At 58.1% G+C, this 22,575-nt stretch carries 22 protein-coding genes; 11 read left to right on the forward strand and 11 right to left on the reverse strand.

Annotated elements, in window-relative coordinates:
• Positions 1–276: 276 nt before the first annotated feature.
• Together ID864_RS17480 and araA are read left to right on the forward strand one after the other, a co-directional pair.
• Positions 277–1,965, forward strand: coding sequence for a ribulokinase (locus ID864_RS17480; protein WP_191149462.1), 1,689 nt, complete (start codon positions 277–279; stop codon positions 1,963–1,965).
• An 11-nt stretch (positions 1,966–1,976) separates the two neighbouring features.
• Positions 1,977–3,482 (forward strand): L-arabinose isomerase, encoded by a 1,506-nt coding sequence (araA, locus tag ID864_RS17485; protein WP_048916103.1) that lies wholly within the window; start codon positions 1,977–1,979, stop codon positions 3,480–3,482.
• A 174-nt stretch (positions 3,483–3,656) separates the two neighbouring features.
• Here the strand turns inward: araA and yjfF are convergent, their stop codons facing one another.
• Genes yjfF through ytfQ form a run of 4 tightly spaced genes read right to left on the reverse strand, consistent with a single transcriptional unit; the run spans position 3,657 to position 8,177 of the window.
• Positions 3,657–4,643, reverse strand: a complete 987-nt coding sequence (yjfF, locus tag ID864_RS17490) for a galactofuranose ABC transporter, permease protein YjfF (protein WP_048916104.1) — start codon at positions 4,641–4,643, stop codon at positions 3,657–3,659.
• Entirely contained in the window at positions 4,636–5,655 is a 1,020-nt protein-coding gene (ytfT, locus tag ID864_RS17495; protein WP_099753664.1) for a galactofuranose ABC transporter, ATP-binding protein YtfT, read from the reverse strand. Before ytfT ends, yjfF begins: the two co-directional genes overlap by 8 nt.
• Entirely contained in the window at positions 5,648–7,171 is a 1,524-nt protein-coding gene (gene ytfR / locus ID864_RS17500; RefSeq protein WP_048916106.1) for a galactofuranose ABC transporter, ATP-binding protein YtfR, read from the reverse strand. Before ytfR ends, ytfT begins: the two co-directional genes overlap by 8 nt.
• Before the next feature lie 49 nt (positions 7,172–7,220).
• Positions 7,221–8,177 carry a galactofuranose ABC transporter, galactofuranose-binding protein YtfQ gene (ytfQ, locus tag ID864_RS17505; RefSeq protein ID WP_048916107.1) on the reverse strand — a complete coding sequence of 319 codons (957 nt, stop codon included), beginning with the start codon at positions 8,175–8,177 and terminating at the stop codon, positions 7,221–7,223.
• Between the two features lie 592 nt (positions 8,178–8,769).
• Between ytfQ and ydgT the strand changes: the two genes are divergently transcribed.
• The 9 genes from ydgT to nth all read left to right on the forward strand — a co-directional run bounded on the left by ydgT (position 8,770) and on the right by nth (position 15,943).
• Positions 8,770–8,985 (forward strand): transcription modulator YdgT, encoded by a 216-nt coding sequence (gene ydgT, locus ID864_RS17510; RefSeq protein ID WP_048916113.1) that lies wholly within the window; start codon positions 8,770–8,772, stop codon positions 8,983–8,985.
• Between the two features lie 131 nt (positions 8,986–9,116).
• Entirely contained in the window at positions 9,117–9,557 is a 441-nt protein-coding gene (locus tag ID864_RS17515; protein ID WP_048916108.1) for a DUF2569 domain-containing protein, read from the forward strand.
• A 126-nt stretch (positions 9,558–9,683) separates the two neighbouring features.
• Positions 9,684–10,265 carry an electron transport complex subunit RsxA gene (gene rsxA, locus ID864_RS17520; protein ID WP_048916109.1) on the forward strand — a complete coding sequence of 194 codons (582 nt, stop codon included), beginning with the start codon at positions 9,684–9,686 and terminating at the stop codon, positions 10,263–10,265.
• Positions 10,265–10,840: an electron transport complex subunit RsxB gene (rsxB, locus tag ID864_RS17525; RefSeq protein WP_048916110.1), complete on the forward strand. Its 576-nt coding sequence runs from the start codon at positions 10,265–10,267 to the stop codon at positions 10,838–10,840. Before rsxA ends, rsxB begins: the two co-directional genes overlap by 1 nt.
• Complete coding sequence (gene rsxC, locus ID864_RS17530; RefSeq protein ID WP_191149463.1) at positions 10,833–12,926, forward strand: electron transport complex subunit RsxC; 2,094 nt, start codon at positions 10,833–10,835, stop codon at positions 12,924–12,926. Before rsxB ends, rsxC begins: the two co-directional genes overlap by 8 nt.
• Positions 12,927–13,988, forward strand: coding sequence for an electron transport complex subunit RsxD (rsxD, locus tag ID864_RS17535; RefSeq protein WP_048916114.1), 1,062 nt, complete (start codon positions 12,927–12,929; stop codon positions 13,986–13,988).
• A complete protein-coding gene (rsxG, locus tag ID864_RS17540; RefSeq protein WP_048916115.1) occupies positions 13,988–14,620 on the forward strand; it encodes an electron transport complex subunit RsxG in 633 nt (210 codons plus the stop codon). Before rsxD ends, rsxG begins: the two co-directional genes overlap by 1 nt.
• On the forward strand, positions 14,613–15,311 hold the full coding sequence (locus ID864_RS17545; RefSeq protein ID WP_048916116.1) for an electron transport complex subunit E: 699 nt from the start codon (positions 14,613–14,615) through the stop codon (positions 15,309–15,311). The genes rsxG and ID864_RS17545 overlap by 8 nt, the downstream gene beginning before the upstream one ends.
• Complete coding sequence (nth, locus tag ID864_RS17550) at positions 15,308–15,943, forward strand: endonuclease III (protein ID WP_048916117.1); 636 nt, start codon at positions 15,308–15,310, stop codon at positions 15,941–15,943. The genes ID864_RS17545 and nth overlap by 4 nt, the downstream gene beginning before the upstream one ends.
• A 36-nt stretch (positions 15,944–15,979) precedes the next feature.
• Here nth and ID864_RS17555 read toward each other — a convergent pair whose 3' ends face one another.
• The 7 genes from ID864_RS17555 to ID864_RS17585 are packed head-to-tail and all read right to left on the reverse strand — an operon-like array spanning position 15,980 to position 22,517.
• Positions 15,980–17,320 (reverse strand): VasL domain-containing protein, encoded by a 1,341-nt coding sequence (locus ID864_RS17555; RefSeq protein WP_191149464.1) that lies wholly within the window; start codon positions 17,318–17,320, stop codon positions 15,980–15,982.
• Between the two features lie 38 nt (positions 17,321–17,358).
• Positions 17,359–17,814 (reverse strand): type VI secretion system baseplate subunit TssE, encoded by a 456-nt coding sequence (tssE, locus tag ID864_RS17560; RefSeq protein WP_048916119.1) that lies wholly within the window; start codon positions 17,812–17,814, stop codon positions 17,359–17,361.
• A gap of 41 nt (positions 17,815–17,855) precedes the next feature.
• On the reverse strand, positions 17,856–18,539 hold the full coding sequence (locus ID864_RS17565; protein ID WP_048918827.1) for a YidX family protein: 684 nt from the start codon (positions 18,537–18,539) through the stop codon (positions 17,856–17,858).
• Between the two features lie 53 nt (positions 18,540–18,592).
• Positions 18,593–20,905 (reverse strand): T6SS phospholipase effector Tle1-like catalytic domain-containing protein, encoded by a 2,313-nt coding sequence (locus ID864_RS17570; RefSeq protein ID WP_191149465.1) that lies wholly within the window; start codon positions 20,903–20,905, stop codon positions 18,593–18,595.
• Positions 20,893–21,408 (reverse strand): DUF3304 domain-containing protein, encoded by a 516-nt coding sequence (locus ID864_RS17575; protein ID WP_191149466.1) that lies wholly within the window; start codon positions 21,406–21,408, stop codon positions 20,893–20,895. Before ID864_RS17575 ends, ID864_RS17570 begins: the two co-directional genes overlap by 13 nt.
• Positions 21,409–21,457: 49 nt before the next feature.
• A complete protein-coding gene (locus tag ID864_RS17580; RefSeq protein ID WP_062821009.1) occupies positions 21,458–21,961 on the reverse strand; it encodes a DUF3304 domain-containing protein in 504 nt (167 codons plus the stop codon).
• 49 nt (positions 21,962–22,010) lie between these two features.
• Complete coding sequence (locus ID864_RS17585; RefSeq protein ID WP_191150186.1) at positions 22,011–22,517, reverse strand: DUF3304 domain-containing protein; 507 nt, start codon at positions 22,515–22,517, stop codon at positions 22,011–22,013.
• Positions 22,518–22,575: the final 58 nt, after the last annotated feature.

A 22,575-nucleotide genomic window follows, 5' to 3' on the forward strand; every position in this document is an offset into this window, starting at 1 on the left:
TGAGCACTGACGGCGTTACAGTGACGGTAGTGCGCTAGTTTTACCCGCATGCAAGGGAAAATTTGTAGAGCGCTATCACACCCTGAAATTACAGTCGTTTTGTCCATCTATTCAGCCAGTTTAACCGTCACGCAACATTTGAAGCCCATCACATAACCCCCGCTGATGGCAGAAAAGTGCATATTTGCAGCCAGCCGCACCTAACGTGATTGCCGCGAGCTTTCCAGGATAGAGGGACATGAAAAAAGCCTGTTCTGAAAATAACGGAGAACAACTATGCATAAGGGTGCGATTACCCTCGGTCTGGATTTTGGCAGCGATTCGGTGCGGGCACTGGCAGTGGAGTGCGCCAGCGGGCGCGAGCTGTTTAAGCAGGTCGTGGCCTACCCACGCTGGAAGGCCGGGCACTACTGTATGCCGGCGCGCAACCAGTTCCGCCATCACCCACAGGACTACATTGACGCGCTGGAGCAGGCCATACGTGACGTTGTCACGAAGATGACGCCCGAGCAGCGCCAGAATGTGGTGGGCATCGGCGTCGATTCTACCGGCTCCACCCCCGCGCCAATCGATCGCGAAGGCCGGGTGCTGGCGCTGCGCCCGGAGTTTGCTGATAACCCTAATGCAATGTTCGTGCTGTGGAAGGACCACACCGCCATTGAAGAGGCCGAGGCGATTACCCGGCTGTGCCACAGCGGCGAATATCAGGACTATTCACGCTTTATCGGCGGCATTTACTCCTCTGAATGGTTCTGGGCCAAAATCCTGCACGTCAGCCGCAGCGATGCGGCGGTGCGTGAGGCGGCAGTCTCCTGGGTGGAGCTGTGCGACTGGGTACCGGCGCTGCTGAGCGGCACCACTGCCCCGGCAGAGCTGAAGCGCGGGCGCTGCGCCGCCGGGCATAAATCGCTGTGGCACCCGCTATGGCAGGGTTTACCGGACGCGCAGTTTCTTAACGCGCTCGACCCGCTGCTGACCCGCGACCTCGATCACCCGCTGTTTCACGATACCTTCACTGCCGAGCTCCCCGTGGGCGTGCTGAGCGCTGAATGGGCCGAACGGCTCGGCCTGCCTGGCAGTGTCACTATTTCCGGCGGTGCGTTTGACTGCCATATGGGCGCGGTTGGGGCCGGGGCGCAGCCCTACACGCTGGTGAAAGTGATCGGCACCTCGACCTGCGACATCCTGATCGCCGATGCTGAGCGCGTCGCCGATCGGGCAATCAAAGGTATCTGCGGCCAGGTCGACGGCAGCGTGATGCCGGGAATGATCGGGCTGGAGGCCGGGCAGTCGGCGTTTGGCGATATGTATGCCTGGTTCAGCCGCCTGTTGAGCTGGCCGCTGGTGCAGGCCGCTCAGCAACAGCCTGAACTCAGACCGCAGCTGGAAGCGATGCAAAACGATCTGCTGCAGCAGCTTACCGCCGCCTGGGCCGCCGACCCGCAGCTTGACCATCTGCCGGTGGTGCTTGACTGGTTTAACGGCCGCCGCACGCCGTTCGCCAACCAGCGCCTGAAAGGGGTGATTACCGACCTGAATCTCGGCACCGATGCGCCCACGCTGTTCGGCGGTTTTATCGCCGCCACCGCCTTTGGCGCCCGCGCCATTATGGAGTGCTTCGAACAGCAGGATATCCCGGTGCAGCAGGTGCTGGCACTGGGCGGCATTGCGCGCAAATCGCCGGTCATCATGCAGGTGTGCTGCGATGTGATGAACCGCCCGCTGGATATCGTCGCCTCCGACGAGTGCTGTGCGCTCGGCGCGGCGATTTTTGCCGCCGTCGCCGCCGGCGTTTATCCCGATATTCCGAGCGCGCAGGCCCAGATGGCCAGCCCGCTGGCGCAGACCCTGCAGCCCGATCCGCAGCGCGTGGCCCGTTTCCAGCAGCTTTATCAGCGTTACCTTCAGTGGTGTGAATGCGCTGAGCCGCAGTTTGCCCCATCAACCTCTTCGTCAGCTAGTTAAGGAACCGTTTTATGACACAGTTAAACGCCCAGAGCGTATGGTTTGTGATTGGTACGCAGCATCTGTACGGTGCGGAAACCCTGCGCCAGGTGGAGCAGCACGGCCAGCAGGTGGTCGAGGGCCTGAATCGTGCCGGGATTCTGCCCTTTACACTCCAGCTTAAGCCGCTGGTAAAAACCCCCGATGAAGCGCTGGCCCTGTGCCGCGAGGCCAATCACGATCTTGGCTGCTTAGGGATCGTTACCTGGCTGCACACCTTCTCCCCGGCCAAGATGTGGATTGGCGGGCTGAGCGTGCTGAACAAGCCACTGCTGCAGCTGCATACCCAGTTCAACGCGGAAATCCCGTGGGACAGCATGGATATGGACTTTATGAACCTGAACCAGACCGCGCACGGCGGCCGCGAGTTCGGTTTTATCGGCGCGCGCATGCGCCTGCCGCATCAGGTGGTGACCGGCCACTGGCAGGATCGAACCACCCAGCAGCGTATCGGCCAGTGGATGCGCGGTGCCGCCGCGCTGCAGGCCAGCCAGCAGCTGAAGGTGGCGCGCTTTGGCGACAATATGCGCGAAGTGGCGGTAACCGAGGGTGATAAAGTCGCGGCGCAGATCCAGTTTGGCTACGCAGTGAATGGCTGGGGCGTTGGCGATTTGGTCGAGGTGATCAACCAGGTGAGCGACGGCGACGTCAGCACGCTGATTGACGAATACGAGAGCCAGTATGAATTTTCCGCTGCGGCGGCGATCGGCGGCGATAAGCGGCAAAACGTGCTGGATGCGGCGCGGATTGAGCTGGGGATCAAGCGCTTCCTCGACGCCGAGGGCTGCCGCGCCTTCACCACTAACTTCCAGACGCTGCACGGCATGACGCAGCTGCCGGGGCTGGCGGTGCAGCGCCTGATGCAGCAGGGCTACGGCTTCGCCGGAGAAGGCGACTGGAAAACCGCCGCCCTGCTGCACATCTTCAAAGTCATGGCGGGCAGCCAGCCGGGCGGGACGTCCTTTATGGAGGATTACACCTACCACTTCGCGCCGGGTAACGACCTGGTGCTCGGTTCACATATGCTGGAAGTGTGCCCGACCATCGCGCGTGAAGCTAAACCACTGCTCGACGTCCAGCCGCTGGGCATCGGCGGCAAGGCTGACCCGGCGCGCCTGATCTTCTCGGCACCTGCCGGGCGAGCGGTAAATGCCAGCGTGATTGATATGGGCGACCGCTTCCGCCTGCTGGTCAACGTGGTGGATACCATTGAACAGCCGCAGGCGCTGCCTAAGCTGCCGGTGGCGCGTGCGCTGTGGCGTGCGCAGCCGTCGCTGGCCACCGCGTCAGAGGCGTGGATCCTCGGCGGCGGCGCGCACCACACGGTGTTCAGCCAGGCGCTGACGGTGGAGGATATGCGCCTGTATGCCGAGCTGAATGGCATCGAGGCGCTGGTGATTGACGAAGAGACCACGCTGCACGGCTTCCGCGATGCACTGCGCTGGAACGAGGCGTATTACCGTCTGAATCAGCGGTAATCCTGCAGGCAGGAAACAACAAGGGCGGCCCCATAAACAGGTGCCGCCCTTTTATTTTGCACCTTCCGGCTGACCGGAAAAGAGGGTCAGCCGCTACAGGGGCCGGGTAGGTCAGCCGCTACAGGGTCTGTAGGGGTCGACTATTTTTTCCGGTCGACCCATTTTCCCACCGTTTCAGGATATCAACCGTTTCACTGGCGCATTCTGCTGGCGATCCCACATCACGGTCAGCAGGCGTTGCAGGGCAATAAAGGCGAACAGCAGGATGCCGATGGCGATCTTGGTCCACCACGAGCTGAGCGTACCGTCGAAGTTAATCCATGTCTGGATCAGCCCCTGAATCAGCACGCCGAACAGCGTCCCCAGCACGGTGCCAACGCCGCCGGAGAGCAGCGTGCCGCCAATCACCACCGAGGCAATGGCATCCAGCTCCACGCCCATCCCCGCCAGCGCATAGCCCGCCGAGGTGTAGATTGAAAAGACGATGCCCGCCAGCGTCGCCAAGCCGGATGAGAGCATATAAATGCGCACCGTGGTGCTGCGCGTCGAAATGCCCATCAGCTGCGCCGAGGTGGCGTTGCCGCCAATGGCATATACCTGATTACCGAAGCGGCTGCGGTGCGCCAGCAGGATGCCAAAGGCCACCACCACCAGCATGATCACCGCCAGCAGGCTGAGCCGCCCGCCGCCGGGAATTTTCCACGCCATCGACGACAGCGTGGCATACAGCGGATGGTCGATCGGCAGCGAGCTTTCCGCCACCAGATAGCTGCTGCCGCGCAGGAAGAACATCCCCGCCAGGGTGATAATAAACGCCGGGATTTTCAGCGCGTCGATCAGCCAGCCCATAAAGGCGCCAAACGCCGAGCCCATCACCATCACCAGCGCAAACGCCAGCCACGGATCGAGGTGGAAATCACCAATCGCGCGGGCGAGAAACACCCCGGTAAAGGCGATCACCGCGCCGACCGACAGATCGATACCGCCGGAAAGGATCACAAAAGTCATCCCAACCGCAATAATGCCGAGGAAGGCGTTATCGGTAAGGATATTGGCGATCACCCGCGTTGAGGCGAAGCCGGGAAACTGACTGAGGCAGAACAGGTAGCCCGCTACAAATACCAGCAGGGTAATCATTAACGGCAGATGACGTTTAATCACGGCGGCGCCCTCGTTTAAACAGTTGAATAAAGCGCGGCGACTGCAGCAGCAGCACCACCATTACCACCACCGCTTTGACCACCTGGTTCAGCTCCGGCGGGAAGCCGGAGAGCAAAATCCCGGTGTTCATCGCCTGTATAATCAGTGCGCCAATCAGCGACAGCAGCAGGTTAAAGCGGCCGCCCATCAGCGACGCCCCGCCAATCACCACCGCCAGAATCGCATCCAGCTCCAGCCACAGCCCGGCGTTGTTGGCATCGGCACCGCGAATATCCGCCGCGACGATCAGCCCGGCCACAGCCGCGCACAGGCCGCTCAGCAGATAGGTACTCATCACGACCAGCCAGCCGTTCACCCCGGCATTGCGCGCGGCGCGCAGGTTGATGCCGACGGCCTCGATAAACATCCCCAGCGCGGTTTTGCGCGTCAGCAGCCAGACCAGCAGCGCCAGCGCCAGGGTGATCCACATCGGCACCGGGAACAGCAGCAGCGTGCCGCTGCCAAGCTGCGCCAGCGAGTCGCTGTTAAAAGTGACTATCTGCCCCTGGGTGATCAGCTGCGCGATGCCGCGTCCCGCCACCATCAGGATCAGCGTGGCGACAAACGGCTGGATCTTCAGCAGCGCCACCAGCACGCCGTTCCACAGGCCGCACAGCAGGCCGCTGCCCAGCGTCACCAGAATAATCACCGGCAGGCTGTGCCCGGCCACGGTCAGCGTCGCCGCCGTGGCTCCGGCTATCGCCATCACCGCCCCGACCGACAGATCTATCCCGCCGGTGGCGATCACCAGCGTCATCCCTATCGCCAGAATCGCCACCGGCGCAGCGCGGTTAAGGATATCTATCGGGCTGCCGAACAGCCGACCATCCTGCACATGAATAGCAAAGAAGTTATTGGCCACCAGGCTGTCGATCAGCAGCACCAGCAGCAGCGCGCCAATCTGCGGCAGGCCCGGCGGCAGTTTACGTTTCTGCATCGGCGGTTTCCCCGTCAATAAGTGGGAATCAGGCATGTTGCTCCCCTCCCGCCGCAATGGCGTTAACAATGGAGGCAACGGAGAGCTGCTCCAGCGGAATCTCCGCCACCTGCTGGCGATCGCGCAGGATCAGCACGCGGTCGGCGTAGCCCACCAGCTCTTCCAGCTCGGAGGAGATCACCAGCAGCGCCAGGCCATCGGCACACAGGGTCTCAATCAGGCGGATGATTTCGGCGTGGGCGCCAACATCAATGCCGCGCGTCGGTTCATCAAGGATCAGAAACTGCGGTTTGGTCACCAGCCAGCGCGACAGCAGTACTTTCTGCTGATTGCCGCCGGAGAGCAGCTCAACCGGCTGATCGGCGTCCGGAGTGCGAATGCCAAGGCTCTTGATATAGCGGTCGGCCACCTGCTGCTGTTCGCGGCGTGGGATGGGCCGCAGCCAGCCGCGCTGCGCCTGCAGAGCCAGAATGATATTTTCCCGCACCGAAGCGGCACCGATAATACCGTCGGTTTTGCGGTCTTCCGGGCAGAAGCCCATGCCGAGGCGAGACGCCTGCGCCGGGGAGCGAATGGTTTTGGCTTTACCCTTGATAAAGGCGCTGCCGCTGTCGGCACGCTTAATGCCGAACAGCAGCTCGGCGGTTTCGGTACGCCCGGATCCCAGCAGGCCAGCCAGCCCGACCGCTTCGCCCGGGCGCACGCTCAGGCTGAACGGCTCGATGGTGCCTTTCTTGCCGTAATTTTTAAATTCCACCACCGGCTGATGACTTTTCAGCGTGCTGCCCGCGCGCTGCAGCGCGGTTTCCAGCAGCTCACGGCCGAGCATCAGTTTGATCAGCTCAATCTGCGGCAGGGAATGGGTATCGCGCGTGGCAATAAACTGCCCGTTGCGCAGCACCGTAATACGGTCGGTGACGCGGTAAACCTGGTCGAGAAAGTGGGTGACAAACACCAGGCTCATCCCCTTTGTCTTCAGCTGTCTCATCAGCGTGAACAGCATCTCGACTTCGCTGGCGTCCAGGCTGGCGGTGGGTTCATCGAGGATCAGCACCTGAGCGGAGAGATCCACGGCGCGGCAGATAGCAATGATCTGCTGCATTGCCACCGAGTACTGGCCCAGCGGGCGGGTGACATCCAGCTCGAAACCGTAGTCGTTGAGTAATTTCACCGCGCGCTGGTTTAGCGTTTTACGGTCTATCAGGCCAAAACGTTTCGGTTCACGCCCGATAAACAGATTATCGGCAACCGACATATTCGGCAGCAGGTTCACTTCCTGATACACCGTGCCGATGCCCAGCTGCTGTGCCTCGGCGGTATTGCGCGGATTGATCGGGTTTCCGGAGAGGGTAATGGTGCCAGCATCGCGCTGATAAACGCCGGTCAGCACTTTAATCAGGGTCGATTTCCCGGCCCCGTTTTCCCCCAGCAGCGCCATGATTTCACCGGGACGCAGGTCGAAAGAGACATTATCCAGCGCCCGCACGCCGGGAAAGGACTTACTGACGCCGCTAATGGCAAGCAGCGGCGGTGGAGAGGAGTCGATGGTCATACGCGTGCCTCACGCCATGAAAAAAGCCGCCCTCAGGGCGGCCCGGGGATCAGTAACCCATACCTTTTTTCTTATCCAGCTGGGCCTGGGCATCAGCAGGAAGGAAAAGTTTCGATTCGGTTTTGATGATCTTCGGCGGCATGGTGCCGTCTTTTTTAAGTTTTTCCAGCGCGTCGAAAGCCGGGCCGGCCATATTTGGCGTCAGCTCGACGTTGGCATTGGCTTCACCTGCCAGCATCGCTTTATAAATATCCGGCACGCCGTCAATGGAGCCGGTGAGAATATCTTTACCCGGTTTCAGACCGGCCTCTTTAATCGCCTGAATGGCACCGATAGCCATATCATCGTTATGGGCGTAAACCATGCAGATGTTTTTACCGTTGTTCTCTGCCTTGATGAAACTCTCCATCACCTCTTTACCCTTGCTGCGGGTAAAATCGCCGGACTGCGAACGGATCACTTTAATATTTGGCGTGTTGGCAATCGCTTCAGCGAAGCCCTTCTTACGGTCAATCGCCACGCTGGCGCCGACGGTACCCTGTAGCTCAACCACGTTACACGGCTTGCCCGCCTGCTGTTTCACCAGCCAGTCACCGATTAGCTTACCTTCATAGACGTTGTCGGCGGTGACGACCGCCTGATACAGCGATTTATCTTTGACCACGATAGCGCGGTCCAGCAGGAATACCGGGATTTTGGCGTCTTTCGCTTCTTCAAGCACCGGCTCCCAGCCGGTCTGGACTACCGGAGCAATGAAGATGGCATCCACGCCTTGGGCAATAAACGAACGCACTGCCTTGATCTGGTTCTCCTGTTTTTGCTGCCCGTCGGCGATTTTCAGCGTGATACCGCGCTTTTGCGCTTCACTTTTCGCCACGCTGGTCTCTGCGGCTCGCCAGCCCGATTCCGAGCCAACCTGAGAGAAACCAACAGTCATGGATTCAGCCAGCGCCGGAGCCGCCAGGCTGGCACTGATGAGGGTGGATAAGAGTAAACGCTTCCACATGATCATTTTTCCTCTGATGGGATTTTATCGAATAGGGTTAAGAGCCACTTAAGCCTGTACTATTCACCAAAAAACATTTTCGACAATGCTCACAAAACGCAACAAAACAAATGGCTTACGCCAACCCCGCGCCCCAGGCCTTAGCGGGTCGATATGGAAAAATCACGCAGTGGGTGCCAAATTGAGGTTAAATAACTGTAATAAACAGAAGCGTTTGCGCCGCAATCATTTGGAAGCGATTACAATACCGCGTGCAGTTCTGTCGCCGCCGTGCGGCGCGGTTGCGACGTCGGGTAAAGTGTGGATTTGTGAGCTGTTACACAGTTTGCTAAATTCCGGCAAAACGCTGGCCTGCAGCCGGGCGATGTGAGTCGGTGACAGGAAGTGGATAGCGGCGCGCAATAAAATGAACCTAAATACCACTAAATCAATAAGCGGTATAAAAATTCCTAGAAAACTCTTAAAAAATCTATTTCAGCCCCGAATATCTTCATCATTAGTCTGAATTTACCTATTTCATCGCGAACTTTCTGGACTCTTTTTTGCCAAATAATATACTTATCACTCACTATTCCGTTCGCAAATGGCCAATATGACCGCTCAAGACTATTTGTTAAAATTTCGCAAAGTTAATTCCCTGGAAACTCTGGAAAAACTCTTCGACCATCTCAACTATTCCCTTAACGATGATGGTGAAATTATTCAGATGTACCGCGCTGCCGATCACCGTCGCGCAGAACTGGTTTCCGGCGGTCGCCTGTTTGACCTTGGACGCGTGCCAAAAACTGTCTGGCGCTACGTCGTTTAAGGTTCCAGTTCGCTCTGGTTAATGACCTGGCGCATGAAGTTCCGTATAATCCTTTTCTGATATGAGGTGTATCCTGACGGTGCACCTTTTGCCTTGATGGCAGAGTTTGCTGACTGGATAAGGATGAATAAGTGGCTGTTGATACTAAACCGCGCCTGGCAGGCTGGCTGCTGGTGCCGCTGGCATGGCTGATCATGACCTTGCTGACCAGCGCGCTGGTGATGGCAATGTATTTAAGCGCCCTGCTCGACCCGGCGATGCGTAACGCGCTGTTCAGCCATGAAAGCAACGCATTATGGCAGTGGGGAGCCTCGCTGCTGACCTCTACCGTAGTCTGGTGCTACAGTGCCTGGGTGACGTGGATCTTCTGTCAACGCTCGCGTCGGCTGCCGCGCCACTACATTTTGTGGCTGCTACTCACCGTGCTGCTGGCGGTGAAGACTTTTGCCTTCTCTCCGGTGGCCGATGGTGCGGCAATTCGGACTTTACTGATCGCCCTGCTGGCGGCAGCGGTACTGGTGCCTTATTTCAAGCGTTCTCAACGCGTTAAGAACACTTTCATCGAACCGTGATGGCGAAATAAACGTCAAGAATTTAATCCTGAGTGCGCTGGCGTCGGACACCCGCCGCGCAACGGTTGTGATGGCGTAGCCAATATCCGATAATGTGCTGCTTTTGACTTTTCTTCAGGCGTAATAATGACCGAATACCTGCTTCTCTTTATTGGCACAGTGCTGGTGAATAACTTCGTCCTGGTGAAGTTTCTCGGCCTTTGTCCCTTCATGGGCGTTTCCAAAAAACTGGAAACGGCAATTGGCATGGGACTCGCCACCACCTTTGTTATTACCCTGGCCTCTATCTGTGCATGGCTGGTCAATCACCTGATCCTGCTGCCGCTCGATCTGGTCTACCTGCGCACCATGGCCTATATCCTGGTGATTGCCGTGGTCGTGCAGTTCACCGAAATGGTGGTGCGTAAAACCAGCCCTGACCTCTACCGCCTGCTGGGTATCTTCCTGCCGCTGATCACCACCAACTGTGCGGTGCTTGGCGTGCCGCTGCTTAGCGTCAACCTCAATCACACTTTCCTGCAGGCCGCGCTGTTCGGCTTTAGCGCCTCTATCGGCTTCTCGCTGGTGATGGTGCTGTTCGCCGGCATCCGCGAGCGCCTGGTGCTCGCCGATGTGCCCGCGCCGTTTAAGGGTTCATCGATTGCACTGGTCACCGCCGGCCTGATGGCGCTGGCGTTTATGGGCTTTACCGGACTGGTGAAGTTCTGATGAGTGCGATTTGGATTGCTGTGCTGGTTCTTAGCGCACTTAGCCTGGTGTTGGGGGGGCTGCTGGGCTACGCCTCGCGCCGCTTCGAAGTGGAAGAAGACCCGATTGTCGAACAGATTGACGCTATTTTGCCGCAGAGCCAGTGCGGGCAGTGCGGTTATCCCGGCTGCCGCCCCTATGCCGACGCGGTGGGTAATAACGGCGAACTGATCAACAAATGCGCGCCCGGCGGCGAGCAGACCATGCTGAAACTGGCGGCGCTGCTTAACGTCGACCCGCAGCCGCTGGGTGAAGAGGCCGCTTTGGAGCCAGAGCGTAAAGTGGCGTGGATTGACGAAGCCAACTGCATCGGCTGCACCAAGTGCATTCAGGCCTGCCCGGTGGATGCAATTGTCGGCGCCACCCGCGCGATGCACACCGTGCTGAGCGATGTCTGTACCGGCTGCGACCTGTGCGTTGCTCCCTGCCCGACCGACTGCATTGAAATGCGTCCGGTTGCTACCACTACTGCCAACTGGAAATGGGACCTGCAAACCATTCCGGTGCGGGTGATCACTGTAGAAAGTCATGCTTAATCTGCTCAACTACTTTAAAAAAGATCGGCTTTGGGACTTCGAAGGTGGCATTCATCCACCGGAGATGAAGACCCAGTCAAACGGCACGCCGCTGCGCCAGCTGCCGCTGCCCGCCCAGTTTATACTGCCGCTGAAACAGCATATCGGTAACGAAGGCGAGATCTGCGTGCGCCCCGGCGACGCTGTCCTGCGCGGCCAGGCGCTGACCTTTGGCAATGGCCGTATGCTGCCGATCCACGCGCCAAGCTCCGGTACCGTGAGCAAAATCGCCCCGCATATGACTGCGCATCCCTCCGCGCTGGCGGAGATGTGCATCTTTATCACTCCGGACGGCGAAGACCGCTGGATTGATAAGCAGACGCTGAGCGACTATCGCAGCCTGGACCGCCAGGAGGTGGTGCGCCGCGTGCATCAGGCTGGCGTTGCCGGGCTGGGCGGCGCGGGCTTCCCTACCGCCACCAAGCTGAAGGGCGGGCTGCGCGGGGTCAATACCCTGATTATCAATGCCGCCGAGTGCGAGCCTTATATCACCGCCGACGATCGCCTGATGCAGGACTGCGCCGCAGAAGTGCTGGAAGGCTGCCGCATTCTGGCGTGGACGCTGCAGGCGGAGCGCACCCTGATCGGCATTGAAGATAACAAACCGGAAGCGATTGCCGCGCTGAAAGCCGCCCTGGGCAACGCGCGCGATATGGAGATCCGCGTCATCCCCACCAAATATCCTTCCGGTGGCGCCAAACAGCTGACGAAAATTCTCACCGGTAAAGAGGTGCCGCACGGCGGGCGCTCTACCGATATCGGCGTGCTGATGCAGAACGTCGGCACCGCCTATGCCGTTAAGCGCGCGATTATTGACGGCGAGCCGCTTACTGAACGCGTTATTACCCTGACCGGTGAGTCGGTGCGCCAGCCTGGCAACGTCTGGGGCCGCCTCGGCACGCCGATCAGCCATCTGCTGCATCACGCCGATTTCGCACCGGGTGCCGAACAGATGGTGGTCATGGGTGGCCCGCTGATGGGCTTCACCCTGCCGACGCTGGATGTGCCGGTGGTGAAAATCACCAACTGTATTCTCGCACCCGCCGCCTCTGAGATGGGCCACAACGAGCCGGAGCAGGGCTGCATCCGCTGCAGCGCCTGCGCCGACGCCTGCCCGGCCGCCCTGCTGCCGCAGCAGCTTTACTGGTACAGCCGCGGCGGCGATCACGACAAAGCGCGCGAGCATAATATTGCAGACTGCATTGAGTGCGGCGCCTGTGCTTATGTCTGCCCGAGTAATATCCCGCTGGTGCAGTATTACCGCCAGGAGAAGGCCGAGATTCAGGCTATCGATCTGGAAGCCGAGCGTACTGCCCTGGCCAAGGCGCGTTTTGAAGCGCGTCAACAGCGCCTGGAGCGGGAAAAAGCGGCGCGTGAAGCGAAGCACCAGCAGGCCAAACGCAGCGTGGCTATCACCGACGCCGATGCGCTTAACGCCGCGCGCGAACGCGTGAAGGCGAAGCAGGCCGCCGCTGCCGCACCGCTCGATGACGACGCGGCGGCAGCTCAGCGTGCAGCCCGCCAGGCGGAAGCCCGCGCGCGCCAGGCTGAGCAACAGGCCAGCAGCGAACCGGTGACGCGCCAGGCAGACGATCCGCGCAAAGCCGCCGTTGAAGCCGCGATTGCCCGCGCCAAAGCGAAGAAAGCCGAAGCCAGCGCGGCCATCGCTGAGCCGCCGGCAACCGCCGATACGCCGCCAGCCGCTGACCCGCGTAAAACGGCGGTGGAAGCGGCTATCGCCCGTGCCAAAGCGAAGAAAGCCGCGCAGGCCGCCGTTGCTGAACCGCAACCGGCTGCGGCAGAACAACCGGCACCTGCCGCCGACCCTCGCAAGGCGGCCATCGAAGCCGCTATTGCCCGCGCCAAAGCGAAAAAAGCCGCGCAGGCCGCCGAAGCTCTGCCAGAAGTCACCCCTGAACAACCCGAACCCCGTCAGGAAGAGGCGCCCGCCGCCTCCCCTGAGGATGCACGTAAAGCGGCGGTGGCAGCGGCCATTGCACGCGTGAAAGCGCGTAAATCGCAGCAGCCGTCGACGCAAGAGGATTAAATGGCATTTCGTATTGCAAGCTCGCCCTATACTCATAACCGCCGTAGCACCAGCACCATTATGCTGCTGGTGCTGCTGGCAGCCGTACCCGGCATGGCCGTGCAGTGCTGGTACTTTGGCTGGGGTAACCTGATCCAGGTGCTGATCGCGGCGGCTGCCGCTATCGCGGCTGAAGCGGCTATCCTGCGGTTGCGCAAGCTGCCGCTGGCGGAGACGCTGAAGGATAACTCCGCGCTGCTGACCGCCCTGCTGCTCGGCATCAGCATCCCGCCGCTGGCGCCGTGGTGGCTGATTGTTATCGGCACGCTGTTTGCGGTGATTATCTCCAAGCATCTTTACGGCGGCCTCGGTCAGAACCCGTTCAACCCGGCGATGGTCGGCTACGTGGTGCTGCTGATCTCCTTCCCGGTGCAGATGACCAGCTGGCTACCGCCGGACGTGCTGCAGGGCATCAGCCCGACCTTTGGCGACACCCTGAGTATGATCTTCCATTTCCATACGCTTGACGGCCACAGCATGCAGCAGCTGCAGGTGGGGATCGACGGCATCAGCCAGGCTACGCCGCTCGACACCTTCAAAACCGGGCTGCGCGCCGGCCATTCGGCTGAAGAAGTGCGCGCCATGCCGATTTACGGCGGCGTGCTGGCCGGCCTGGGCTGGCAGTGGGTCAACGTGGCGTTCCTGGCCGGGGGCATTTTCCTGCTGTGGACGCGCAGCATCCGCTGGCATATCCCGGTGAGCTTTATCGCCTCGCTGGCGTTCTGCGCCACGCTCGGCTGGCTGCTGTCACCGGACAGCCTGGTATCTCCGCTGGTGCATCTGTTCTCCGGGGCCACCATGCTGGGCGCATTCTTTATCGCCACCGACCCGGTGACCGCCTCCACCACCAATAAAGGCCGCCTGCTGTACGGCGTGCTGATTGGCCTGCTGGTGTGGCTGATCCGCAGCTTTGGCGGCTATCCGGACGGCGTGGCATTTGCCGTGCTGCTGGCGAATATCTGCGTGCCGCTGATTGACTACTACACGCAGCCGCGCGTATACGGACACCGTAAGGGTAAATGATGCTGGACGCGATTCGTAAAAACGGCGTAACGCTGGCGGTGTTTGCCGCTATCACCACCGGCCTGACGGCGGTGATTAATGCGGTAACCAAGCCGACTATTGAACATCAGACCGCCGTACAGCAGAAGATCCTGCTGGACCAGGTGGTGCCGCCCGAGCTGTATGATAATAAAATTCAGCAGGAGTGTTACGTTGTCACTAATCCGGCACTGGGCAACGGCAGCCCGCACCACCTCTATCTGGCGCGCAAGGGTGATAAACCCGTGGCAGCGGCGGTGGAAACTACCGCGCCTGACGGCTACTCTGGCAATATTCAGCTGATTGTCGGCGCCAGCTTTGACGGCACGGTGTACGGCACCCGCGTGGTGGAACATCATGAAACACCGGGTCTTGGCGATAAAATCGAGCTGCGAATCTCTGACTGGATCATGAGCTTTAACGGCAAAAAAGTGACCGGCGCGGATGACAGCCATTTCGCGGTGAAGAAAGACGGTGGCGACTTCGACCAGTTTACTGGCGCAACGATTACGCCGCGTGCGGTGGTCAATGCGGTGAAGCGCACAACGTTGTATATTGAAACCTTACCGGGGCAACTGTCCTCGTTGCCATCCTGTGGAGACGCCAATGAGTGAAGCAAAAACCCTGCTGGTCGGCGGGCTGTGGAAGAATAACTCCGCGCTGGTGCAGCTGCTGGGCCTCTGCCCGCTGCTGGCCGTGACTTCGACCGCTACCAACGCCCTCGGCCTTGGTCTGGCCACTACCCTGGTGCTGACCTGCACCAACAGCGGCATCTCCCTGTCGCGCCGCTGGGTGCCATCTGAAATCCGTATTCCGATTTACGTGATGATTATCGCGGCCGTGGTCAGCTGCGTGCAGATGCTGATCAATGCCTATGCCTACGGCCTGTATCAGTCCCTGGGGATCTTCATCCCGCTGATCGTCACCAACTGTATCGTGGTGGGCCGCGCCGAAGCGGTGGCGTCCAAAAGCCATGTCGGGCTGGCGGCGCTGGACGGTATGGCGATTGGCCTCGGCGCCACCAGCGTGATGGTGGTGCTGGGCTCTATCCGTGAAATTATCGGCAACGGCACCATCTTTAACGGCGCAGACCAGCTGCTTGGCCCGTGGGCAAAGGCGATGCGCATTGAAGTGGTGCATTTCGACTCGCCAATGCTGCTGGCGATGCTGCCGCCGGGCGCGTTTATCGGCCTCGGCATGCTGCTGGCGGCAAAATATCTCATCGACAATAAGATGAAACAGCGCGCCGCGCTGAAAGCAGAACAGGAGAGTGCTGCTATGCCGGAAGGAAAAACTGCGCAGTGAACAAGGATAAGCGTCACGAGATTCTGGTGCGGCTGCGGGACAATAACCCGCACCCCACCACCGAACTGAACTTCACTTCCCCGTTTGAACTACTGATTGCGGTGCTGCTCTCCGCGCAGGCCACCGACGTCAGCGTAAACAAAGCGATGGCCAAACTCTACCCGGTAGCTAATACGCCTGCGGCGATTCTGGCACTTGGCGTAGACGGGGTGAAGGAGTACATCAAAACCATCGGCCTGTTTAACAGCAAGGCCGAGAACGTGATCAAAACCTGCCGCATTCTGGTCGAGCAGCACGGCGGAGAAGTGCCGGAGAGCCGCGAGGCGCTGGAAGCGCTGCCGGGCGTGGGGCGAAAAACCGCTAACGTGGTGCTGAACACCGCCTTTGGCTGGCCGACCATCGCCGTCGATACCCATATTTTCCGCGTCTGCAACCGCACGCGCTTTGCGCCGGGTAACAACGTGGAACAGGTGGAAGAGAAGCTGCTGAAGGTGGTACCGAAGGAGTTTAAGGTCGACTGCCACCACTGGTTTATCCTGCACGGTCGCTACACCTGCATTGCGCGTAAACCGCGCTGCGGCTCCTGCCTGATTGAAGATTTATGCGAGTTCCGCGAGAAAACGGAAGTATAAAAAAACCCGCCAACTGGCGGGTTTTTTGTTTCTGCTTCACTCCTGCTGCTGCTTTAGCAAAAAATAGCGCTTCTCTAACTGCTCCAGCGCCATCTCGGCCTGGCGGCGCTGAATATCCGACGGGTTAACCGAATAAAGACGCAGCTGCTCTTCTGCCGGGGTTGAACGGCTAAACGCCTGGGTGGCGTTGTACACCACCGATTTCAGCTCGCTGACGGTGATATATTTACCGCGCTGCCCGTCAAGGGCATTCAGCCTGTCCGTCAGCTGCTGCAGCTGCTCCATCCCCTGCTGCCAGCCGCCCATTGCCTCCTCAGGAAGCGCCGTGGCTTTAAGCTGCTGCTGCCACTCGGCGGCCATTCTGCCGACCGCAGCATCCTGCGGTTTAAACGCCTGGGCCTGGCGCACCAGCCGCTGCCCATAATCAAGCGCCCAGCAGGGTGACAGCGCCGCCAGCCACCCCAGCTGCTGTTCGGTGTGCTCGCGGATTTTTTCCGGCTGATAGTTTTGCCGCTTCAGGCTGTCGACCTGCTCCCCGGTAAGCGGCATTGCCAGGGGTGAAAGCGTGGCGGCAAGATGATCTATCAGCGGATCGGGGCGTTGCACAAGCTGCCATCCCCCTATTCCCGCAGCGCCCACCACCAGCATGGTCACAACCCCTGCGGCAAACGGCTTCCAGCGGCTGGTCGGCGGCGGCGGCGTCATGACCTCAATGTTCGCCTCGGGCTGGGGCTGGGCGATATAGACCCATTTTACGGCTGAAGGCGTCATCTCCACAGCCGGGTCGGCTGCACGCTGGGCGCTGGCGGGCAGCACCGCTCCTGAAGGGGTGGCTGTCGCGCTGCCTGCCGCCGCATCGCTGTTCTCCAGCCGCAGCGCGCTGCTGTGCATCAGCGCCGCCAGCGCGTCAAACTGGCTGAGATGGCGCAGCTCCAGCCGCTGCAACACCTCGTTCAGCCGGGTGAGCTGCTGCTCGGCGCGGTAAAGCTGGCTGAGATCGCTGTAGCCGATCGGCAGCGTGCGCATCATCTGCTGCACGCGGCGGCTGAGGCCGCTGAGGATCTCCACGCGCGCATGCACCTGCTGCGGCCACAGGTTGCCCCACTGGTGGCTGATTAACGCTTCGAGGATGGCCAGACCTTCGTTCAGGCCAGCCAGCCCGCCCAGCTGGGTGCGCGCCAGGGTATACCAGGCCGCCGTTTGCAGCTCGACGCCGTTATGTTCAAACAGCGCGAGGCTGAGTTTTTCCACACAGTGCCAGTTCACGTCCGGGCGCGCCGGGTGGGACAGCTTGCCCAGCTCGTCGCGCAGCGCCGCGTAGTCCGGCAGCGTGCGTGGGTCGCCGCCGGTTTTCAGGTAACGTTCAGATAGATTCATAAAAAGTTTCGATGATTATCAGAGAGGGGTGCCGCTGACTACAGCGAGGCGCGGGCGTCGAGGTACTGCTGCTGTTTCATGTGGCGGATCAGCACTTTGCCTTCCGGCATAAATTCGGTGCCGTAGCGCACCAGGCCGATGCCCTTCAGCTCGGCATCAATGGCGTAGCGCAGCTCGCCGGGAATGCTTTGCGGCAGCATATCGACCTTAATACTGCTGAGGCGCGGCTCGTAGCGCAGCAGCACGCCGGACAGCGTGGTCATCAGCTGGTGCGCGGTGCCGGGCATGCCCTGCAATATTTTGGTCATATCCGGCAGGCCGTAATCGGGCAGATGCGCCAGGGTTCCGGCGCGGCAGTTGAGGATGCGCTGCATATTGTCGAGCACCGAGAGGATCACCTGGTTCTCTTCACTGACGTTGTGCAGATCCAGCCCGCCGGCAAAGTTGCCGTACAGCATTTCATACAGTGAGGGGGAGTTGTGTGAGTGCGGCATTGTTATTCCTTTATATTCAAACAACATTCTAAAATTTTTTGCTAATTAGCTGAAAGAAGAATATATACAGGTAAAATCAATATAGTTACTAACACATACAAAGGTGCCATAACGACATTTTTAGCAATTTTCACCGGATAGGCTTCTTGCTTAAATGAAGGCGACCCTTCGGTATAAAAGTTGACATTAAATGCATGATTAAACTTAAAAGCATCAGTAGGCACAATGCTCTTCTGATGTATTGTACCGCGTAATTCCGTCAGACTGATATTACACACTCCTGACTTATCATAATTCCAGTGGCAATTTTCATTCGGGTTTCTTGTGACAGACCAAATTAGCTTTCTTTCTTCTTCATTATAATAATGATAAGTAAAATCAACTACACCGGCAAAGCTCTTTTTATTTCTTGACAGAATAAAAACCCCTGAATTATTCATTTCAATATGCGTTTTATCAAGCTTTCCGCTTACTATAAGACGAAGAAACTCATCAACACCGGAGGATAGAGAGTAATCAAAATGGATACCATTAAACACCCAACCATATTTCCCACCCCCCACTGGAGTCATTGAAACAGTTTTAATACTATCACTACTGTATAAATCACCTCCCTTAGCCTCATCGCGAATCTCTTTTGATAGCTTATTACTTTCGCAGCCTAATAAGAAAAATAAAGTGATGATTACTACGGCCCGACGGGCAAAAAAAATAAACCTTCCCACATAATATCCTTATGTTAATAATATTCCGCGATATATTTTCAATCCATGCGCGGCTAGCCAATATTTTTACTATTCCATTCACTCATTTTTTGCGCAATGGCGAGCTGGGCCTGCTGATGACGCTCCGCGCGGATGCGCGCGCTTTCACGAGCGGCGATCAGGCCCGGCTCATGACTGGCGGGCAGCATACTGCCGGGCGTGAGCACTTCAACCTGCCCGCTGGCCAGCTCGCGCACCTTTTGCACTTCCGTCACCCTCTCCTCACCGCTGCGCGACTCGACGATAAATAAGAGTGGCGGGTCCAGCTGCGGGGCGCCGACTGCTTTGCCTTCGACATAAATCAGCTGCACCTGCTTGTTGGCTTTGCTGCCGCAGTAGATCATGCGGTAGCGGAAATAGCCGCCCCAGGGTTCGCGCCCGCCCAGCGTGCTTTGCACAAACCAGGCACGTGAGTCGTGGATCTGTTGGTCAAACAGCGCCAGTAACTGCGCCTCCGGCTCTTTACGGGTGCCGGTGCCGAGCCTGTCGCTGAACAGGCGCGCATAGTGGTAATCGCCCTCTTTACGCATCTGCTCATACTCTTTGTTTTCATCATCGCCGTTGAGCCGATAGACCGGGTGCTTCAGCACGCCATCCAGTGCAACCTGAATAACTTTTTCTGCCGGGTTGCCATTGACATCGCGGAGCCAGTTGCGGTAGTCATGCTCAAACTCGCGTGCGGCTTCACGCAGCTGGTACTGGCCGTTGGTGGGATCATAATCGGGCGGCCCCTGCTCTATGGTGTCCTGCCAGCCGGGACGATCCTTGCGCGCCAAATCCAACTGGTTACGCCACGCATTGAATTTAATATCGTACTGGCGCTTTTCCTCTTCCAGCCCGGCGGTATCTTTTTGCGGCGCATTAAGATAGAACGGCTGGGCCAGCAGGCTATTGTGGGCATAGCGCCCGATGCGCCAGGCGGTCATCCATGCCATCTGCTGTATAACTACGCTCTCCAGCGAGCTGGAAAGCGCTTGCGGCTGATAACCGTTTTGCTCCGCCGCCGGGATATCGGCTTCAAGCGCCACGGCGTCGAGCAGGGTTAGTTTGCGCCAGGCATTGAAGCGACTGATCAAGATTTCAGAAGCGTTGAACTCATCAAATGTATCTGGAGACATAGCTCTCGACGGTCGAATATTTTTAATCAATGAAGTTATTAAATCTGCCCTTATCGCAAGCGGCGCACCCGCTGAAAACGCGGCAGCATACAGGTCGTGCAGGACGATCTGCGACAGCACTTCACCCACGCCCCCCGTTGATTTTCCCTGCTCGCCCGGCGAGTAACCACCGCCGATATCAGAGTGCATACCGGGGTAAACCACCTCCTGGGTTTGTGAGGGATAATGGCCTTCCGGGCGACGTATCGAGTCCAGCGGAAAGCTCAGGCGCTGCTCGTGGGCGGCAACAAAATGGCGGCAGCACTTAATCAGGCCAGGAAAGCGGCTGGCAGGCGGCAGCTGCTGGGTGCCGCTAGCCCAGCCCATATGGCCGTCAAAACCGGGGGCAATGTGCGCAATGCCCACCGAGGGCACGGTATCCAGTACGCCAAGAAACTCAATGCTGAGCGGTAGCCCGAGCAGCTCCAGCTCCACCGCATCGCTCTCCGGGTCGACCAGCAGCTCCGACAGCCAGCTGACAAAGGTGCGCGCTTCCGCCGCGCCGCGTGAAAAGCCATAGATAAACAGCTTGATGGCGATGGGCTGCGGCCGCGCCTGCGTAACTCTGGCACGCAGCGGTGTCAGCAGCCCGTTGATGGCGCGGCGGCGGTTGGCATCGCCACTCAGCGGCCAGTGGGCGCGCATCGCGGCAATCTGCTCGCGCGCCACGCTGTCGTCCAGCCCCTTTCGCGTGGGCGTAATGGCGATCATCAGGGCATCCACCAGCCGCAGCAGCGCCCAGTTAATGCGGTCTTCACCGCCCGAGGCAAACATCAGGCCAGCGCCGCTGTAACTAAACTCATTAATTTTCGGGAATGGGGTACCGACACCCGGCATATAGTAACGAAAGTAGCCCTGGCTCTCCGCATCCTGATAGGTGGCATGATAGAGCTTCGCGATATTAGTGGGATGGGGAGGATTGGCGAAATCCGTATCATTTTTCTCATTATTACCAGTGCCATCAAAAAACAGGCTGATATGCAGGCTTTGGCAGCAAGGAGGGAACATGCGCTTTCCCGTCAGCTTAATTAACTTTTCGTGGTACTGCCTCTCTTCCAGCGTCTGCTTGCGGTAGTTAGCGGTAATCTGTTCCGGGGTCAGGATCAGTCGCCCACCCTCGGGGAACTCAGGCGGGGCAAAGCACGGCAGCGCAAGGCTTATTTTGGACATTGCGCAGGCTCCTTCATCTCCAGAGGTTCTTTAATCGGGTAATTTGGCGTGCCGTAACCATCGCAAATAGTAGTGACTTTGACCTGATTACAGGGCAGAAAATGCACCGTGATACCACAGCGCTCTTCACCATATTGAGGGATATCCACTACCGCAGAGTGTTTTTGATAGTTCGCTTTGTGCCTGGCATAGGCTTCTTTTTCATATCCGAAGCCTTCTTTTTCCATTGGTATATGTTCTTTTGGATTAGGATCTACCTCCCACTCAACATGAGCTTTTAATCCCGGCCTCCATTTATCAGGCAGCATAATGCAGCAATAGCCACCACCCTCTCCATATGAGCCCATATTCGGACCTCCATAGCCATTCACATCCATGTGGTTGATGACGTAAGGCATATGATTAATCCCGCGAATATCGCCAGCGGTATAACCCCCACCTCCAGCCCGGGAACAGCCTGAAACCAGCAAAACCACATATACAAACAACATCCATTTACGCATAACTGAGTTCCTTATTTGTAGTGATGCGGAGCTTGCCGAAAAGCGAGGATTATTTTGGACATTGCGCGGGCTCCTTCATCTCCAGAGGTTCTTTAATCGGGTAATTTGGCGTGCCGTAGCCATCGCAGATAGCGGTGACTTTAACCTGATTACAGGGCAGAAAATGCACCGTGATACCACAGCGCTCTTTACCATATTGAGGGATATCCACTACCATAGAGTGTTTTTGGAAGTTTGCTTTGTGTCTGGCGTAAGCTTCTTCCTCATATCCAGAACCCTTCTTCTTAAAAGGAATGTATTCGTTTGGATTAGGATCTACCTCCCACTCCACATGAGCTTTTAATCCCGGGGTCCATTTTTCCGGCAGCATCACACAACAATATCCTCCCCCTAAACCCGGCGCGCGGTAGCCATTAACCTTAAACCAGTTGATGGTCTGGCCCGCGACATGGTTTTTTGCCCTTAAATCTCCGGCGGTATACTCATTATCTCCAGCCCGGGAACAGCCTGAAACCAGCAAAACTAAAAATACAAACAACATCCATTTATGCATAGCTGAGTTCCTTATTTGTAGCGATGTGGAGCTTGCCGCACAGCGAGGCTTATTTTGGACATTGCGCAGGCTCCTTCATCTCCAGAGGTTCTTTAATCGGGTAATCTGGCGTGCCGTAACCATCACAGATGGTTGTAACCTTGACCTGATTACAGGGCAGGAAATGCACCGTGATACCACAGCGCTCTTCACCATATTGAGGGATATCCACTACCGCAGAGTGTTTTTGATAGTTCGCTTTGTGCCTGGCATAGGCTTCTTTTTCATATCCGAAGCCTTCTTTTTCCATTGGTATATGTTCTTTTGGATTAGGATCTAACTCCCACTCCACATGAGCTTTTAATCCCGGCCTCCATTTATCAGGCAGCATAATGCAGCAATAGCCACCACCCTCTCCATATGAGCCCATATTCGGACCTCCATAGCCATTCACATCCATGTGGTTGATGACGTAAGGCATATGATTAATCCCGCGAATATCGCCAGCGGTATAACCCCCACCTCCAGCCCGGGAACAGCCTGAAACCAGGAAAAAAACTAAAACTACAACCAACATCCATTTATGCACAATCGAGTTCCTCTCTTGTGAAGATGCAGTGCATGCTGCTGCGTGA

The sequence above is a fragment of the Erwinia aphidicola genome, from assembly GCF_014773485.1.
GTDB lineage: Bacteria > Pseudomonadota > Gammaproteobacteria > Enterobacterales > Enterobacteriaceae > Erwinia > Erwinia aphidicola.

Coding starts and splice junctions, on each gene's coding strand:
- ytfQ (WP_048916107.1), bottom strand. CDS start 8,177: ATGTGGAAGCGTTTACTCTTATCCACCCTCATCAGTGCCAGCCTGGCG.
- ID864_RS17580 (WP_062821009.1), bottom strand. CDS start 21,961: ATGCATAAATGGATGTTGTTTGTATTTTTAGTTTTGCTGGTTTCAGGC.
- ID864_RS17570 (WP_191149465.1), bottom strand. CDS start 20,905: ATGTCCAAAATAAGCCTTGCGCTGCCGTGCTTTGCCCCGCCTGAGTTC.
- ID864_RS17555 (WP_191149464.1), bottom strand. CDS start 17,320: ATGAATCTATCTGAACGTTACCTGAAAACCGGCGGCGACCCACGCACG.
- rsxD (WP_048916114.1), top strand. CDS start 12,927: ATGGCATTTCGTATTGCAAGCTCGCCCTATACTCATAACCGCCGTAGC.
- rsxB (WP_048916110.1), top strand. CDS start 10,265: ATGAGTGCGATTTGGATTGCTGTGCTGGTTCTTAGCGCACTTAGCCTG.
- araA (WP_048916103.1), top strand. CDS start 1,977: ATGACACAGTTAAACGCCCAGAGCGTATGGTTTGTGATTGGTACGCAG.
- ID864_RS17585 (WP_191150186.1), bottom strand. CDS start 22,517: ATGTTGGTTGTAGTTTTAGTTTTTTTCCTGGTTTCAGGCTGTTCCCGG.
- rsxA (WP_048916109.1), top strand. CDS start 9,684: ATGACCGAATACCTGCTTCTCTTTATTGGCACAGTGCTGGTGAATAAC.
- ID864_RS17575 (WP_191149466.1), bottom strand. CDS start 21,408: ATGCGTAAATGGATGTTGTTTGTATATGTGGTTTTGCTGGTTTCAGGC.
- ytfR (WP_048916106.1), bottom strand. CDS start 7,171: ATGACCATCGACTCCTCTCCACCGCCGCTGCTTGCCATTAGCGGCGTC.
- ytfT (WP_099753664.1), bottom strand. CDS start 5,655: ATGCCTGATTCCCACTTATTGACGGGGAAACCGCCGATGCAGAAACGT.
- ID864_RS17545 (WP_048916116.1), top strand. CDS start 14,613: ATGAGTGAAGCAAAAACCCTGCTGGTCGGCGGGCTGTGGAAGAATAAC.
- ID864_RS17480 (WP_191149462.1), top strand. CDS start 277: ATGCATAAGGGTGCGATTACCCTCGGTCTGGATTTTGGCAGCGATTCG.
- tssE (WP_048916119.1), bottom strand. CDS start 17,814: ATGCCGCACTCACACAACTCCCCCTCACTGTATGAAATGCTGTACGGC.
- rsxC (WP_191149463.1), top strand. CDS start 10,833: ATGCTTAATCTGCTCAACTACTTTAAAAAAGATCGGCTTTGGGACTTC.
- ydgT (WP_048916113.1), top strand. CDS start 8,770: ATGACCGCTCAAGACTATTTGTTAAAATTTCGCAAAGTTAATTCCCTG.
- rsxG (WP_048916115.1), top strand. CDS start 13,988: ATGCTGGACGCGATTCGTAAAAACGGCGTAACGCTGGCGGTGTTTGCC.